This window comes from Candidatus Zixiibacteriota bacterium (assembly GCA_029860345.1).
Lineage (GTDB): Bacteria > Zixibacteria > MSB-5A5 > GN15 > FEB-12 > JAJRTA01.
The window spans coordinates 1-16,751 of record JAOUBJ010000029.1 but is presented as its reverse complement, the minus strand read 5'-3'; the positions used below and the strand labels follow the sequence as shown (position 1 = coordinate 16,751).

Genomic DNA, 16,751 nt, shown 5'->3' with positions numbered 1-16,751 from the left:
TAACCAATCTCACCGCTTCAACTTTGAAAGCTCTGTCAAACTGACGACGTTTCCTCGACATAAACACACCTCCAAATAGAACTTAATCCTATCTTCTCGATGTGTCCACTAAATCGGGGGAGGTTCATTGCCGTCGCTTGAAGTCGGAACCGCTAAGAGGGTTCCGACCTACAACTGCAGAGCCACCGAAAACTCGCCAAGGGAATTGCAGACGGTCTTGGTCCCCATTTGATCCGATGCGCCTGGTTCCTGGACAAATGGGGCCGTCTCTCGATTTTTAGCTTTGAAACAGGGCCAAAAGCTGTATCTTAGGGCGTTGAGATGTTCTATCTGAGGAGGGCTGCGCAGACGGGTCTCTTCAGTGGTTTACCGCAAATACGAACATAATGCAGAGAGTATACAGAGAGGAACGGAGGAAAAGGTGAAGAGGTTGCTAACACAACTATGTCTGATCGTAGGGGTATTGCTGGCGCTGTCGATTCCGGCCGTGGCTGATCAGGTTGTCCAACTGAGTGCAGAGCAAAACGGCGTCACACTGATGCATCAGGACAACAACGGGTTGACCCTTAAGCTGGAAATCGGACAAGTCAATTTCGGCGATGTTCAGACCAAAGAGGGTCTGTTTAGCATGATGGCCGTTCCCGGCTTGACCCGGTCGCACCGTATCGGTGAACCGTCGTTGCCTATGGCTATCAAATTGCTGGCTATCCCCCAGGGGTGCCAAGTCGAAGCCCGCATTGTCAGCTCCGAGGTTCAGGAGATCGACCTGGCCGACCTGGATATATCGACCCTACTGATGCCGGTCCAGCCGTCTTTGTCCAAATCCGACGACCCCATGTCGGTGGCCTTCGAGTTCGACCGAGCGCTGTATCAGCAACCCGGATTCTACAGCATGCCGACCCTGGAGACCGAAACCTCCGGCACCCTGCGTGGCTTGCGACTGGGCAAGGTCTTGCTTTCACCGGTTGAATACAGCCCAACCGAAAACAAAGTGCGCATCTATTCGGAAATGACCATCGAAGTCGATTTCCAAAACGCCGACTGGCAGGCAACGCGCGAGCACTATGTAAAAAGCTATTCTCCGTTTTTTGAGCCGGTCTACGAACGCATCATCAACTACGACCAGGGTATGTACGACTTGAATCACCCCGATCTGGTAACCTACCCGGTGAAGATGCTGATTATCTCGGATCGTATGTTCGAAGCGCAACTGGTGCCGTTCATCGAGTGGAAGACCAAGAAGGGTTTCACCGTTCAGGTCGACTACACCGATATCATCGGTAGCAACAACACAGTGATCGCGGCTCACATTGAAGATGTTTACAACTCCGGCACGCCGGAAGACCCGGCGCCTTCGTTTGTGTTGCTGGTCGGTGATGCCCAGCAGATGGATCCGTTCTCCGGCAACGGTGGTTCGCACGTGACAGATTTGTACTTTTGTGAAACCACCGGCGACCTTTTCCCTGAAATGTACTACGGACGTTTCTCGGCGCAGAACACCGGTCTGCTACAGCCACAGATCGACAAGACCCTTGAATATGAGCAGTACCTCATGCCTGACCCCAGTTATCTCGAAGAGGTGACGTTGGTGTCCGGCGTTGACGGTACTTTCGCTGCGACGCACGGCAACGGCCAGATCAACTATGGCACCAATCTATACTTCAACGCCGCGCATGGTATCTCGCCCAACGTCTGGCTCTACCCGGCCTCGGATCAATCCGGTGCGGGCGCGGCCATTATTCAAACAGTCAGCGATGGTGTCGGTCTGTACAACTACACCGCCCATTGCAGCCACTCGGGCCATGCCGATCCGCCCTTCAATGTGTCCGACGTTGCCGGCCTGACCAACAACCACATGTACTTGTTGGGCATCGGCAATTGCTGCCTGCCGAACACCTTTGATGAATCAACACCTTGCTTCGGCGAGGCCTTCTTACAGAAAGCAGACGGCGGTGGCATCGGGTATATCGGCGCCACCAACAACACTTACTGGGATGAAGATTACTGGTGGGGCGTCGGCTATGGCGCGGTCGTCGGTAGTGGTCCTCAGTATGATGCCACCGGTCCCGGCGTGTACGACGGTATCTTCCACGATCACGGCGAGACCGTTGCAGAGCATTACATAACCAATCATGCCATCAACTTCGCCGGTGGTTTGGCTATTACCGAGTCCGGTAGTAGCCGCGAACTGTACTACTGGGAAGCATACCATCTGATGGGTGACCCCTCGGTGACCTCGTACATGGGTATTCCCACCGCCAACACCATCGTACACGACGACGCCATTTTGATGACCCTCACATCGACCACCGTGCAGGCCGATCCCGGTTCGTATATCGGCATCACCTTCGGTGGCGAGTTGGTCGGTCAGGGCTATGTAGACGCATCCGGCTCGGTCGATATCCCGCTGGCTGGATTTGCCGCGCCCGGCGAGGCTACAATTGTGATAACGGGTCAGAACAAGGTTCCCTACACGGGCGCCATGCAGGTGATCACACCTTCCGGACCGTATGTCATCTTCGACAGCTACGATATCGATGACGCTTCAGGCGGCAATGGTAACGGCCTGGTTGACAATGGCGAGAGCATTCTGATGGGCTTGCAGTTGAAGAACGTCGGGCCCGATGATGCTATTGACGTCGTAGCCACTGTTACGACATCCAATCTGTATGTTACCCTTACCGACGACACCGAAAGCTTTGGCACTATCCTGGCCGACAACGGCACCGGATACGTTAGCGGTGCCATAGCCTTCGATGCCATGGCCGATATCCCCGATGGCGAGCGCATCCAGTTTGATCTGGAAGTCACCGGGAGCAACCGTGATGCCTGGTTCGGCAGTTTTACAGTTACCGCCCACGCGCCGGCGCTGGGTTACCTGTCGATGTACATCGACGACGGCGCAGGTGGCGACAACAACGGCATTCTTGATCCCGGCGAATCGGCTGAGTTGGTCGTCACGCTGGGCAATTCGGGTTCCGGTCAGGCCTTCAATGTATCAGGCTATTTGAGCGAGACCGACCAATATATGAGTGTCGATGATGACTTCGGCTACTTCGGTGACGTAGATTCGATCAACGGCATGGCCAGTAACAACACCGATGCCTTCATGCTGTCGGCTGATTCGGCCTGCCCCCTAGGTTACGGTGTGCCGATGACCCTTGACATAACCGGCCTCAACCTGTCGGCCACGATCGTGTTCAATATCACCATTGGTGACCGCGTCGTTTTCTTCGTCGACGACTTTTCCTACGACCAGGGCTGGACCGGTATGGGTGGTTCGGCCGAATGGGAGATGGGATCGCCGACCGGTAGCGGCGGAGATCCATCTGAGGATGTGACGCCAACATCGGACAACGCCGTTTTGGGCAATGACCTGTCAGGGGAGTACAACTCAGGCATCAGCGGCACCCAGTGGGTCTATTCGCCGCTGATTGATTGCGGCAGTATGTTTGGGGTTCTGATGAATTACCACCACTGGCTGGGTGTGGAGAGCAGCAGCTACGATCACGCCTACCTGGAGGTGTTCGATGGCGATAGCTGGGTCCGCTTGTACGAGAACAGCGAGACCATGCAAGAGACATCCTGGATACCTGAGGAGTACGATCTTTCGGCCATTGCCGACAGCAACCCGAACTTCCAGATCAGATTCGGCCTCGGTGGAACCGATGGTTCGGTGCAGGCCTCGGGTTGGAACATCGACGATATCGAACTGCGCGGCTACGGCCGTATCGGCGTACCGCTTTGCGAGATTCCCACCGAGAATGTTTCCGACAGTCTGCAACCGGGCGAAGAAAGTCAGCACATTGTACGGGTGCGCAATATCGGCGACGGAACGCTGCGCATGTGGTTCACATCGACCTGTAGCTGGCTTGAGTTCTCCAACCAGCAACTGGTTATTCTGCCGGGCGACAGCGCCGATCTGGATGTGACCGTGCACACCAGCGGGATTCCCTGCGGTGACAATATCGGCACGCTGGATTGGGCGTCCAACGAACACACCGATTCCACCGGCTCGGTTCCTGTTTTTGTGCATGTCTACGCGCCCGATGTTCAGATTAGCGAGACATCTATCGATGAATCGGTCGACGCCGGTTCGGCAATGATCTATCCGCTGGTGATCAACAACAACGGTCCCGGTCGGCTGGATTACCAGATAGGCTGTCAGATGGCCAAGAGTGGCCGCGGTGGTTTGGTTGCATCGGTAACACCCGAGCTCCAACCGCAAGGACAAAGGCCGGCCGATAGCGACAAGTCCGAACTTACCGAACCGTTCTACGCACCCATGACCAAAGCCTTCGGTGGCCCCGACACATACGGACACACCTGGACCGATTCCGATGAACCGGGTGGGCCGGCTGTGGGTTGGGTAGATATCTCGGGTGTCGGCACCGAGGTTACGCTGGGCGATGATGCAACCACGGCGGCAATACCGATGGGGCTTGGGTTCCCGCTCTATGACTCCGTTTACACCGAAGTCTATATTAGCTCCAACGGGTTCATCAGCTTTGATGCCGGTTCCAGCGCCCGTCTCAACAAACCGTTGCCGTTCGACACTATCGCCACCAGCCTTATTGCCATGTGGTGGGATGATCTCGACCCGCGCAAAGGCGGCAACGTCTACTATTACCTTGATGCTGCTAACGGTCGTTTCATAGTCAGTTTCAACAATGTCAAATTCTACTACAGCAGTACCGGCGCGGGCGATCTCAGTTTCCAGGCGCACTTGTACCCCGATGGGTCTATCCAGTTACAGTACGGCGGCATGGACCCGGGTGTGTTGACTCTTGAGGGTTCCACCATCGGTATTCAAAACTCGGTTGGCGACGACGCCCTTCAGGTTGTCTACAATGCAGCCTACATGCACTCCAATATGGCCATTCAGTTCAGCGCCGATCATTGGTTGTATGCCACGCCGGTGGGGGGATCGATTGATCCTTTCTCCAACGCTACGGTGGACATCCATCTCGATGCCGCTGAACTTGAAGACGGCGAGTACTCCGGCTCGGTCTTTGTCTCATCCAACGATCCCGACAGCCCCAGCCATGGTATCTCGGTAACGCTGAATGTCGGTGGAGGCGCTTTGTGCGGTGACGTGAACGGCGACGATGCCGGTCCCGACATCGCCGACCTGGTCCATCTCGTTGATTACATGTTCAATGACGGTCCGCCGCCACCGGATTTGGCCGCGGCCAATATCGACGGCGAACCGGGCATCATCATCGGTGACCTCGTCTATCTGGTTGACTTCATGTTCAACGACGGACCACCGCCGATCTGCGAGTAGTCACTACAGAAAAAACCGCAATTATAACGCCACCCCCGCAGTCAAGCGGGGGTGGCTTTCTTGTGGGCTATCATAACGGCTGACGTGCCGCTGTGCGACCCTACCCGACAGTGAATTTGGTAGATCGAAACCCCTGTGGTTTCGACAACCTCATGCTGAGCGGAATCGAAGCATGAGCGCAGTCGAGGGGCCGGTTCATGTGCTGTTGGGCGACCCCGCCCGACAGCTACCATGCAGTCATCAGTAGGTCAGGAGCCTTGTGCTCCTGACAGTTTCATGTGCTGTTGGGCGACCCCGCCCGACAGCTACCGTGCAGTCATCAGTAGGTCAGGAGCCTTGTGCTCCTGACAGTTTCGTGTGCTGTTGGGCGACCCCGCCCGACAGCTACCGTGCAATCATCAGTAGGTCAGGAGCCTTGTGCTCCGGACAATTACAGCTGCTATTAAGAATTGACGACTCACGCGGCAATAGCTACTTTCTGGATAGAGCTCAGCAGGATGCATAACAGGATGAGGATAAACCTCCCGATATGAGCGGCAACTTCAAACAAAGATTCGGACTAATCGGCGTGCCGATGTTGGCTGCGGCAGTCTGGACACTGTGCGATCTGGACCCAGCCAACCCGAACGTGACTCGCATGGCCGCAGTGGCTGTTTTGATGGCCGGCTGGTGGATCACCGAGGCTATCCCCATCCCGGCTACAGCCCTGTTACCGGTGGCGCTCTTTCCACTGTTGGGTGTCATGAAAGGCCGGGAGGTAGCCGGTGCCTACTTCAATCATGTAATCTTTCTTTTCATCGGTGGCTTCATCATGGCCCTGGCTATGCAGCGCTGGAACCTGCATCGACGTATCGCGCTCAGGATACTGCTCCTGATCGGCGCCGGACCGCGCAGGATCGTGCTGGGCTTTATGGTTGCAACCGCGTTTCTGTCGATGTGGATTTCCAACACCGCTACAACTATGATGATGGTACCGATCGCGCTGGCCGTTATCATCAAACTCAAGGAGTCCACGGAAGGCGTCGGTATGAACCGCTTCTCGACCGGACTGCTGATCAGCATTGCCTACGCCGCCTCGATCGGTGGTATTGCAACACTCATCGGTACGCCACCCAATCTGTCATTCACCCGAATCTTCAATATATATTTCCCCAACGCTCCGGAGATATCGTTCGCCGGATGGTTTATGTTCGGTCTCCCGTGCAGCCTGGTGTTTTTGCTGATCGCATGGTTGTTGATTACATCGTTCTTCATAAAGCGCAGCGAGGTTGGAGCGACCGATGCCGGCTTGTTCAAACAAGAGCTGAAACGGTTAGGCTCCATGTCCTTCGAAGAAAAAATCGTGATGGCTCTGTTCGTACTGATGACCCTCCTTTGGTTGTTCAGAAAGAGCATTGACATCGGCGGACTCACCATACCCGGATGGTCGGCCATCTTGCCGGAGCCGGGATACATCGACGATGGAACGATTGCCATAGTGATTGCGCTGCTCATGTTTGTCATTCCGGCACGGACCACGCGCGGTCAGCGCTTGATGAACTGGGAAACAGCAAAAAAACTGCACTGGGGTATAGTGCTTCTTTTCGGTGGTGGTTTCGCCCTGGCCGGGGGTTTCAAAGCATCCGGCCTGTCGGTTTGGGTAGCCGCCCAGATGACATCGCTCGATAGCGTGTCGCCGTTTTACCTGGTGGCCTCAACTTGCGCCACCCTCACTTTTCTGACCGAGCTGACTTCCAACACTGCCACCACCGAGATGGTCTTGCCGTTGTTGGGTTCACTGGCCGTGGCCATCAAAACCAACCCACTGCTTCTGATGATACCGGCGACGTTGTCGGCGTCGTGCGCTTTCATGCTACCCGTCGCCACGCCGCCCAACGCCATAGTTTTCGGAAGTGGCGAAGTAAAAATGAGCGATATGGTTCGCATCGGTATAATAATGAACTTGATAGGGGTCGTGCTTATCACATTGCTGGTCTATTTGTTAGGTCCGGTTGTTTTCGAGATCAATCTGACCCGGATGCCGAACTGGGCGACAGCAGGGTAGAGTCTTAGGTTGTTATGTGAATATTCGTTTCATTTGACAGTTTTGCTCGTAGATGCAGAACAGGAAAAGAGATCGATAGTAACTTTGTTGGAGATAATGTATGGACAAGAGACTTTATCGTTCAAATGAAAGCCGCATGATCGCAGGCGTATGTGGCGGTCTGGGTGAATACTTCGAGATCGATCCGACGATCATTCGACTAATCGTGGTCGCTGCCGCGCTGGCGGCCGGTGGCGGATTGGTCGCCTATATCTTAGCCTGGATAATCATCCCCCCGCGAAGGGCATGATCAGGAATGGTTCCTGGTGCGACGTGAGCACGCGAACACCATGAGGATACACCCGGCGACAAGAAAAATGCCGCCAACTGTTTCGCGCACCGAGGGTAGCTGTCCCAGTACGAACAGTGCGATCAGTACCACATAGACCGGTTGGCTCTGGCTGATCACGGCCACTTTGGAAAGCTCCATGCGGCGCAAGGCCAACACGTACATCATGCGCCCCAGGATCGGTCCCACCAACCCCAACGCCAACACACCGGGCCACACCCGGTCGAGTCCCTCCAGACTGGCGCCAGTGGCTGCGAACATCAGCCAGTAGATAGGCGCCATAAACAGATTGCGCAGGTAGGCCAACGTGACCGGCGGCACATGACGGACAGCTATCTTCGACACGAATTCGGTCATGCCAAACAGTAACGCTCCCAACAGCGCCAACCAGAAACCTGTAGTGTATTCAATGCGCAGGGTGAGATTCATGACGACAATACCGACAATCGAAAGCAAAAGCCCCAGCGTTTCCCAGCGGCTGAACCGTTCTTTGAGAAAAATGACGCCCAGTACGATTACGATTGGCACTTCGGCGCGATTAACGAAGGCGGCCAGGGTTGGATCCATCCGTTGCACCCCGGCCCAATGCGCCCATACCGCCAATAACGACGTAACTGTGAACATGGCCACCCAGAACCATCCCTGTCGAGTGAGCACGAACGCTTTCTTAAAGCCTGCGAACGGCAACCATCCGACCGACAGCGCGACGGTGGCAGTGGTGAAGATACAACCATTCATCAGCAGCACCGGAATAGCTTCCAGGTTCCACTTCCCGATTACTGTCGCCAACCCCGCCCCCACCGCCGACGTCAACGCGAACACATAGCCGAGGGTAGGGGCGCCGTCGGTTGTTTGCACACTGTTTTTCAATTGAGTACACTCTCCGGCAGGGTCGCACGATCTTGCATGGCCGACAATGTAACGCGCGTTGTTAGAATGTCAATGAGATTGTAGAATGCACACACGCCGTTCAGCGCACCGGCGGTTTCGATCTGCACTCTACGTTACCTTCAAACGTCGCACGATGTTATTGGCATACAATTTGATGAACAAAAGTCCTTGCAAAAGCGGAGTATTTTCGCTATCATTGTCGCATCGAATGAACCAGGGAGTTATTCGCTGGGATCGCGCAGGGTCATATTGAAACATCATTGGTTGCAAACCCTGTACCTGTCATCTGTGTTCTGACTGATCTTGTGCGAGGCCTTCCCACGGCGAATTGTTTTTCGAGAGAGAACATATTTGGGTCTGCTGGCGATCAACGATGCAAGACTGTCTTGCATCCACATGAGTCCAACACCGCCCGAGATCAGATAGGGAGACAGGATTAATGGCGAAAGAGAAACCCAAGAAGGGACCCAAGCTCCGCACCGTAGACCCCGATGAATTGGAAGAGATGCTCGACCTGCACGAAAAGTGGTTGAGTAATGGGTGCGACACAGATGGTCCAGCAGACTTCAGCCATACAGACCTCAGTTGTAGGAACCTAAGTGGGCGAAAACTACAGCAGGCTATCTTCACCGGGACATGTCTGTGCGAATCCTTTCTGTTTGAAGCCGATCTGACCGGTGCTAATCTTTCGGACGCCGATCTCATGGAAGCCGATTTGGCTGGAGCTACTTTTGTGAATGCCAATCTGTCAAATGCCGACTTAACCAATACGGTGCTTGATTACGCCGATCTTCGCTGTGCTAAGCTCAATGGTGATAAACACTCATGCACCGAGCTGGTCGACGCTAGTCTGATCAGCGCCAATCTAGATGATGCAGACCTCAGTAAAGCAAACTTTTCGCGAGCTAATCTTCAAGAGGCTAAGCTACGTGGTGCCGACCTCCGAAAAGCCAAACTGGAGAATGCCAACCTAGAGGCGGCAGATTTTCACAAGTCAAAGCTCTTCGGAGCTGATATCTCTGAGACAGACTTACGAAGGGCTAGGAACCTCAGGCCCGAACAACTTGCCGGCACCAACCTTCGGGACACAAAGATCCCGAGGCCATGGATTGACTTCGCTGATCTTGCTGAAAGGGTGGAGGAGTCCTCTGGCCTCTCACGTAGGCTCTTCGCCAATCTGATTATCGCTTGTCTATACACGTTCGTGGCCGTCAAAACGACTTTGGATTCTGAGTTGGTGTCCAATAGTGGCTCACTCAGACTGCCGTTCGCCGGATTGGAGATACCACTAGTTGGTTTCTATATCGTGGCGCCGTTGCTCTTATTGTGTATGTACGTATACTTTCAGTACTATCTAACCCGTCATTGGGAACTGGTGACCACATTGCCCGCTACCTTCCCTGGCGGTCGTGGGATACACCGAAACATCCATCCATGGTTGATGAACAGTCTGATCCTGGGTCATTCCGATCCCCTGAAAGACTACCGAGGTCCATTGTATTGGGTTCAGTATGTGGTATTGTTCGCCTTGGCGTACCTGGCGGTGCCAGCCGCGTTGTGGATGTTCTGGGCGCAGTTCCTTAGCCGCCATGAACTTTTTTGGACAGGCTGGCATGTCGGTCTGCTGACCTTGTGCCTCGGCTGTGGTTGCTTGTTTTACATGTTAGCCAGGTCGACGCTCAACGGCAGCAGACGCATGGAGCCAGTGCGCAGGCGTTGGAAACCGATAGTTTTTGTTACAGGTGCTGTTATTGTCAGTGCGACGGTGTTTGGTTGTTTCAGCTCATGGGAGATTATCAACCTTCAAAGAGGCTTCCCGTTTTTCTCAGTAGTGTCGGCGAGTGTGCTTGTCGAACCACCTGTCTACTCTCTGTTGAAAAAACTCGGATTCGAGCCAGTGGCCTACCTTGTTGAGCAAGATGTGTCGATACCGCCTAGTGGCTGGAACGGAGACCCGAGCGACCTTGACTTGGTGAAAGGAGCCGACCTCCAAGGGCGCGATCTGCAGAGGGCGCGGGCTAGGCGCGCGTTTCTAGTGAATGCTGATATGCGTAAGGCCAATCTGTCCTACGCCGATTTCACGGGTGCTGATATGCGGAAGTCTGACTTAACAATGGCAGTACTAGAAGGGACCATTCTCCACGGCGCCAAAGTGTCTGAGGCCAACCTGCTAGAGGCCAACCTCTCCGGCGCTGAGCTCCACGGCGTCAATTTCAAAAAAGCAAAACATCTGACTGTGGAGCAGCTAAATACCGCAACAGGTAATTCAGCCACGATGTTGCCCGATTATATTGATCGCTCACAAGTAAACTGGTGACCATGATTGGCGGCAACTTTCGTATTAGCCGAGATCACTCACCGGAATTCGTCGCCCCCCCCTCACCCCTTCGCCAACTGCCTTAACACCATGTGCAAGATGCCGCCGTGGTGGTAGTAGTCGACGTCGATAGGCGTGTCCAGACGTGCAATCATCGAAAAAGTCTTCGTCTCGCCACCGTTGGCATTGCGGGCAGTCACCGTAACCATCTGACGTGGTGTCATGTCATTGGATAAGTCGTCAATATCGAATACCTCGTGCCCGGTCAGGCCGAGAGACTCGCGCGAGTCGCCGTCCTTGAACTGCAAAGGCAGTACGCCCATGCCGACAAGATTCGAACGATGGATCCGTTCAAAACTCTGTGCCAACACTGCCTTGACGCCAAGAAGATTCGTGCCCTTAGCCGCCCAGTCGCGCGATGAACCCATACCGTAGTCATTCCCGCCCAGCACTACCAACGGTGTGCCGGACTCTTTGTATTTCAATGATGCATCGTAGATCGACATCTGTTCACCGGTCGGCAGGTAAGTAGTCAGGCCGCCTTCGGTACCGGGCGCAAGTTGGTTGCGCAGGCGAATGTTGGCGAAAGTACCGCGCGTCATCACACGGTCGTTCCCACGCCGTGAACCATAGCTGTTGAAATCCTCGAAGGCGACACCATGCTCAACCAGATACTGTCCCGCCGGTTGATCGCTCTTGATAACACCGGCCGGTGAGATATGATCGGTCGTGATCGAATCACCCAACATGCACAGGGCGCGCGCATCTTTGATTGGCTGAATGTCGTTCGGCTCCTCTGCCAGATCGACAAAGAAGGGCGGCTCCTGAACGTATGTCGATGAATCATCCCAGGCAAACAGGTCACCATCCGGGCTGGCGATACTGTTCCAGGTTTCGTTGGCGTCAAACACAGTGGCGTAACGCGCGCGAAACATCTCAGGCGTCACCGCATCGCCGACCGTGTCCAAAACTTCCTGCTCGGTCGGCCAAATATCCTTGAGGAAAACATCGTTACCGCCAGAGTCTTGTCCCAGCGGCTCGGTAGCCAGGTCGATATCCACCGTCCCGGCCAGCGCATAGGCCACAACCAACGGCGGCGAGGCCAGATAGTTCGCCTTCGTGTTGGGACTGACCCGTCCCTCGAAGTTACGATTGCCCGACAGCACCGCCGAGGCAACTAGATCGTTTTTATTGATCGCATCCACAACTTCCTCCGGCAACGGACCGGAGTTGCCGATACAGGACGTGCATCCATAGCCGACATTGTGAAAACCGAGCCGCTTAAGCGGTTCTATCAGATCTGCTTTTTCGAGGTAGTCGATCACCACTCGTGAGCCGGGTGCCAGCGATGTTTTGACATAGGGCCTAACAGTCAGGCCTTTAGCGACCGCGTTCTTGGCAAGTAAGCCGGCCGCAATCAGCACCATCGGGTCCGAGGTGTTGGTGCACGAAGTGATGGCAGCTATCACCACCGAACCCTGCTGCATGGTTGCGGAATTGCCGTTTACCGTTACATCGATCGAGCGACCACGATCAGACTGTTTCACCGCGAAACCGCGCTCGGTCACTGGACGGGCCAGATCGGCTTCAAACTGCTGTTTCATGTCGGCCAGCGATATTCTGTCCTGCGGTCGCTTGGGACCGGCCAGCGAAGACTCGACCGTTGAGATATCCAGTTCGAGTGTGTCGGTAAACTGTGGCGCCGGGGAACCGGCTGCTCTGAAAAGGGCCTGCTCTTTGGTGTAGCATTCCACCAGGTCGATCTCGGCATCGGATCGACCGGTCATGTGCAAGTAATCCAGGGTTGTCTTGTCAACGGGGAAAAACCCCATCGTGGCGCCATACTCCGGGGCCATATTGGCAATCATCGCCTTGGTCGGCAGCGGCAGGTCATCAAGTGCCTCACCAAAGAACTCCACAAACTTACCGACGACACCTTTGGCCCGTAGCATCTGTGTAACCGTCAACACCAGGTCGGTGCCGGTCACACCCTCTGTCAGTTTTCCGCTCAGCTTGAATCCGATCACTTCCGGCGTGAGCATGTAGATCGGCTGGCCCAGCATGGCCGCCTCGGCTTCGATCCCGCCGACACCCCATCCGGCCACGCCGAGACCGTTGATCATCACGGTGTGACTATCGGTCCCGACCAGACTGTCGGGGAATGCGACACCATCGCGCCCGATTACACAGGTGGACAGATACTCAAGATTGACCTGATGACAAATCCCCGTGGCCGGCGGCACTACGCGAAAGTTGTCGAACGCTTTACGTCCCCAGTGGAGAAACTCGTACCGCTCTTTGTTGCGTTCAAATTCTCTTTGCATGTTGTATTCGAGCGCATCGTCGGAGGCATACGCATCCACCTGCACGGAATGATCGATCACCAAGTCAACCGGCACCTGCGGGTTGATCTTTTTGGGATCGCCGCCCATTCTTTTCATAGCCGAGCGCAAAGCGGCCAGATCGACCACGGCGGGTACGCCGGTAAAGTCCTGTAAGAGCACGCGCGCCGGTTTGAACGGCAACTCCACCGAGCCGACGTTTCTGGCATCGTAGGCCGCCAGCCTCTTGACATCATCTTCGGTAACGGTGCGGCCGTCGACGTTACGCAGCACCGCTTCGAGAAGCACCTTGATTGAATACGGCATCTGCTCCGCCGAACCGAGTTGCGCTAATGCATCAAGCCGGTAGATCCTGTATTTGCCACCCTTGGTTTCGAGAGTTGCCTGGGCGCCGAACGGGTCCATATCTTGTCTCCTACAATAATCGTATACAAGTTCCTGCCCTTGTGGCAGGCGCATATTATAATCTGAAATCGACCCGAAGACAAGAGGTGGTAGAACAAAGCCTGAAGACTCAATTATCACTTGACCCAGACCGCCCGTTCACTTATCATGGGTTCCAAGACTTCAGAGATTCTTACAACTTGGGTGGAACGATCTTGGCTTCGAAAACAGGAGCCAGTGGTCGCAGGTGTTTGATAGTCATGTATAGCCGCAAGGTAGTTGTGCATCCTGGGGATTACCGACACAACCCCTCGGGATAGGAGACAATTCAGAGAAAGGGAAAACTGCATCGCGGGGATTAACAAGTCCGGTGAAGGAGAACTCAGATACACCGCTAGGGCGGTGCAACAGGGTTCTTGACGCTGTTCCCTGTTTTTCTACAGGGAAGGCGTTCGATAGCTGTTAGTGGCCAAAAGGAAGTAAGGATGTCAACCGTGGGACCATTTGTTCCACAGATTGCTGGAATTGGAGGATATGTATGAGAAGCTATGCTAAAGTAGTGATTGTGATGTTAGTATCGCTATCGTTTACTGTGACCTTGGCGGCCTCTGAAAGCGGTATGGTGACGCAGACAAAGCCTATTTCTTTTCATGCGGAAAGAGGTATCTTCTTATCAGCGGAGATTATTAACCCAGGTACCGATAATCAAATCCTTAAAGTTGTTTTACCCGATAGCACGATACTGTACCGGGATTTGTCAACGAAGAGGGTGTGGAAAGAGCAAAGCATTGGCAACCGGTTTTCGAAATCAGACTCTCTGACTCCAGATGAACTAGATATTCTTAACAGCTTGGACTTGGACACCAAGTGGTTTCCACCGGGGTCCCCCATCCAAATAAGGCTCTTCTTTAAAGCCAGCTTGGGTAAAATAGTCGCCGATCTGCCGGGTGACGTACAGCTTCGTTACGATGATGGCGAAGTTCAACCGGGGCAACAACTGTCTACGTGGCTCAAGTGGGTTGGTGATCAAGACGGCGGCAATCTTCACATAGAAGGGGGACTTGAATTTGGTGCCATGTGGAAAGTTGTTGTGGACTTGCCATGGCCACTCCCTGATATCAACGATTCGGGAAATATCCCATTAGTACCGAGTGTTGACTTGGGTTTCTTTAGAGACTGCGGTTTCACACCGTTTCTATTGAACAACAGTCTCTCCTGTAGTGATCCACTCTATCCGTCAGACATTGATATCGTTTGTGTTGGGTTCCCCGGTATTGCCGATCTGTGCGTTGGAGTGAATGTCGGTGGTGACGTCACAGGCAACTTATCAGGTAATTCAGTCTGCGCCAACAACTCATATTGCATCTCAAGTGATGGTCAGCAGAGGCAATTCCCTGTCAGCCTATCGAGCTGTAACACGACGGTCGGAGTCGCAAACAGTTATAGATCTGACTTTCGTTTGAACTGGGGGGTTGAGCTAACACCGTATGGCTGTCTTGAGATATTTGTTCTTCCGGATATTTGCCTGGACCCATTTACTAAGGACTTCACGATCTTCAATCAGTATCTGCCCTTAGATTTCAATCGGCCCGATGTTCAATTCCAAATTGAAGGACAAGAGCCACCGCGACCGGATTGGTGTGATGCTACGGATGACAGGTGTAACCTCATTGAAGTCTGCTGGGACAATGTGCCCGGCGAGGATGGCTATCGAGTATATCGGGATGGCTCTCAGATCGGCTCAACCGGAGCCAATCAGACCTGTTATCCTGACAACGTTACAGGCACGCACTCGTATTGCGTAAAGGCATATAACAGTTGTGGTCAGTCGAGTTGTTCACCTTCCGACAATGGGACCGGCTTGACAGCACCACCGCGACCGGATTGGTGTGATGCTAAAGATGACAGGTGTAACCTCATTGAAGTCTGCTGGGACAATGTGCCCGGCGAGGATGGCTATCGAGTATATCGGGATGGTTCTCAAATCGGCTCAACCGGAGCCAATCAGACCTGTTATCCTGACAACGTCACAGGCACGCACTCGTATTGCGTAAAGGCATATAACAGTTGTGGCCAGTCGAGTTGTTCACCGTCCGACATTGGGACTGGGATGACGGCTCCTCCGGCACCAGGCACACCGTCAGCTTCAACGACCACGCCGTGCTCTGACACTGTCTTTGAAATCAGTTGGGAGTCGGTGTCGGGAGCGACCGAATACCGACTCTATGAGAACGGAACACAAGTTTACGAAGGTTCAGACCGGACTTGGGATGCATTGCATCATGCCAATATGTACGAACAGTATGAATTCTATGTAAAGGCAGGTAACCCGTGCGGCTGGAGCAGCCCTAGTGGCAAGGAGGAGGTGACAATTCAGCCTGTGCCGTCGAGGCCAGATTCAATCTACTTTAGCGACGAACCGATTCAGTTGAATGTCCCATGTACTCTGTCGTGGGCACCGATTGATCACGCCACCTTGTACCGCCTTGAGGACAGAGGTGCCGTATTACACCAGGGCGCTGACACAAGTAAAATCATCACTCACACTGAAAAGGCGGATTACGTGTATACTCTTGTCGCTTGCAGCCCGTGTGGATGCAGTGATCCATATACACGAGACATCGAAACGGATGTACTCGAAGTATTCTCTGATGTACTTCCGGTGACTTTCTCCCTCTCCCAAAACTACCCCAACCCGTTTAACATGGAAACGCGTATTCAGTTTGCGCTGCCTCGGGCCTCCCACGTTTCGATGGATGTCTACAACGTATTAGGAAATCGGGTCAAACGAATTGTAGACGAACGACTGTCAGTCGGTCACAAACTCGTAACCTGGGATGGGTGCGATGAGTCGGGTAGGCCTGTATCTTCGGGTGTTTATTTCTATCGCATGGTGGCTGGAGATTTCGCCGAGACAAAGAAACTGGTTTTACTGAAGTGATCCATACACAACTCGCTTGAATTGAGAAAATTCGATCCAGGGCAGAAGTTCACAGCTTCTGCCCCTTCTCTGTGTCGCCCATTAGGCCTCGGTAGTGCAAGGATTATTGTGTAAATTGAGAATTGGGGTTTGGTTTTAGTTTCTGGTTGAGTTCCTTGACCTGAGTAAAGATTATTCTTTCACAGCTTTGTTCATCTCGAAAAGAATCAATTAGTCT

General features: G+C 53.8%; 8 protein-coding genes. 5 read left to right on the top strand and 3 right to left on the bottom strand.

Annotated elements, in window-relative coordinates; all coding sequences use genetic code 11:
• The first annotated feature begins 421 nt into the window (after positions 1-421).
• The 3 genes from OEV49_17465 (at position 422) to OEV49_17455 (ending at position 7,620) form a co-directional block, all read left to right on the top strand.
• Positions 422-5,287: a C25 family cysteine peptidase gene (locus OEV49_17465; GenBank protein MDH3892854.1), complete on the top strand. Its 4,866-nt coding sequence runs from the start codon at positions 422-424 to the stop codon at positions 5,285-5,287.
• Positions 5,288-5,816: 529 nt separating this feature from the next.
• Positions 5,817-7,331, top strand: coding sequence for an SLC13 family permease (locus OEV49_17460; GenBank protein MDH3892853.1), 1,515 nt, complete (start codon positions 5,817-5,819; stop codon positions 7,329-7,331).
• A 100-nt stretch (positions 7,332-7,431) separates the two neighbouring features.
• A complete protein-coding gene (locus tag OEV49_17455; GenBank protein ID MDH3892852.1) occupies positions 7,432-7,620 on the top strand; it encodes a PspC domain-containing protein in 189 nt (62 codons plus the stop codon).
• Here OEV49_17455 and OEV49_17450 read toward each other — a convergent pair whose 3' ends face one another.
• Positions 7,621-8,529 carry a DMT family transporter gene (locus OEV49_17450; protein MDH3892851.1) on the bottom strand — a complete coding sequence of 303 codons (909 nt, stop codon included), beginning with the start codon at positions 8,527-8,529 and terminating at the stop codon, positions 7,621-7,623.
• Positions 8,526-8,657, bottom strand: a complete 132-nt coding sequence (locus OEV49_17445; GenBank protein MDH3892850.1) for a hypothetical protein — start codon at positions 8,655-8,657, stop codon at positions 8,526-8,528. The genes OEV49_17450 and OEV49_17445 overlap by 4 nt, the downstream gene beginning before the upstream one ends.
• Before the next feature lie 332 nt (positions 8,658-8,989).
• On the opposite strand from OEV49_17445, the gene OEV49_17440 reads away from it, so the two are divergent.
• Positions 8,990-10,867: a pentapeptide repeat-containing protein gene (locus tag OEV49_17440; GenBank protein MDH3892849.1), complete on the top strand. Its 1,878-nt coding sequence runs from the start codon at positions 8,990-8,992 to the stop codon at positions 10,865-10,867.
• Between the two features lie 62 nt (positions 10,868-10,929).
• Here OEV49_17440 and acnA read toward each other — a convergent pair whose 3' ends face one another.
• Positions 10,930-13,614, bottom strand: coding sequence for an aconitate hydratase AcnA (gene acnA, locus OEV49_17435; GenBank protein ID MDH3892848.1), 2,685 nt, complete (start codon positions 13,612-13,614; stop codon positions 10,930-10,932).
• Between the two features lie 898 nt (positions 13,615-14,512).
• Between acnA and OEV49_17430 the strand changes: the two genes are divergently transcribed.
• Positions 14,513-16,534 (top strand): T9SS type A sorting domain-containing protein, encoded by a 2,022-nt coding sequence (locus tag OEV49_17430; GenBank protein ID MDH3892847.1) that lies wholly within the window; start codon positions 14,513-14,515, stop codon positions 16,532-16,534.
• Positions 16,535-16,751 lie beyond the last annotated feature (217 nt).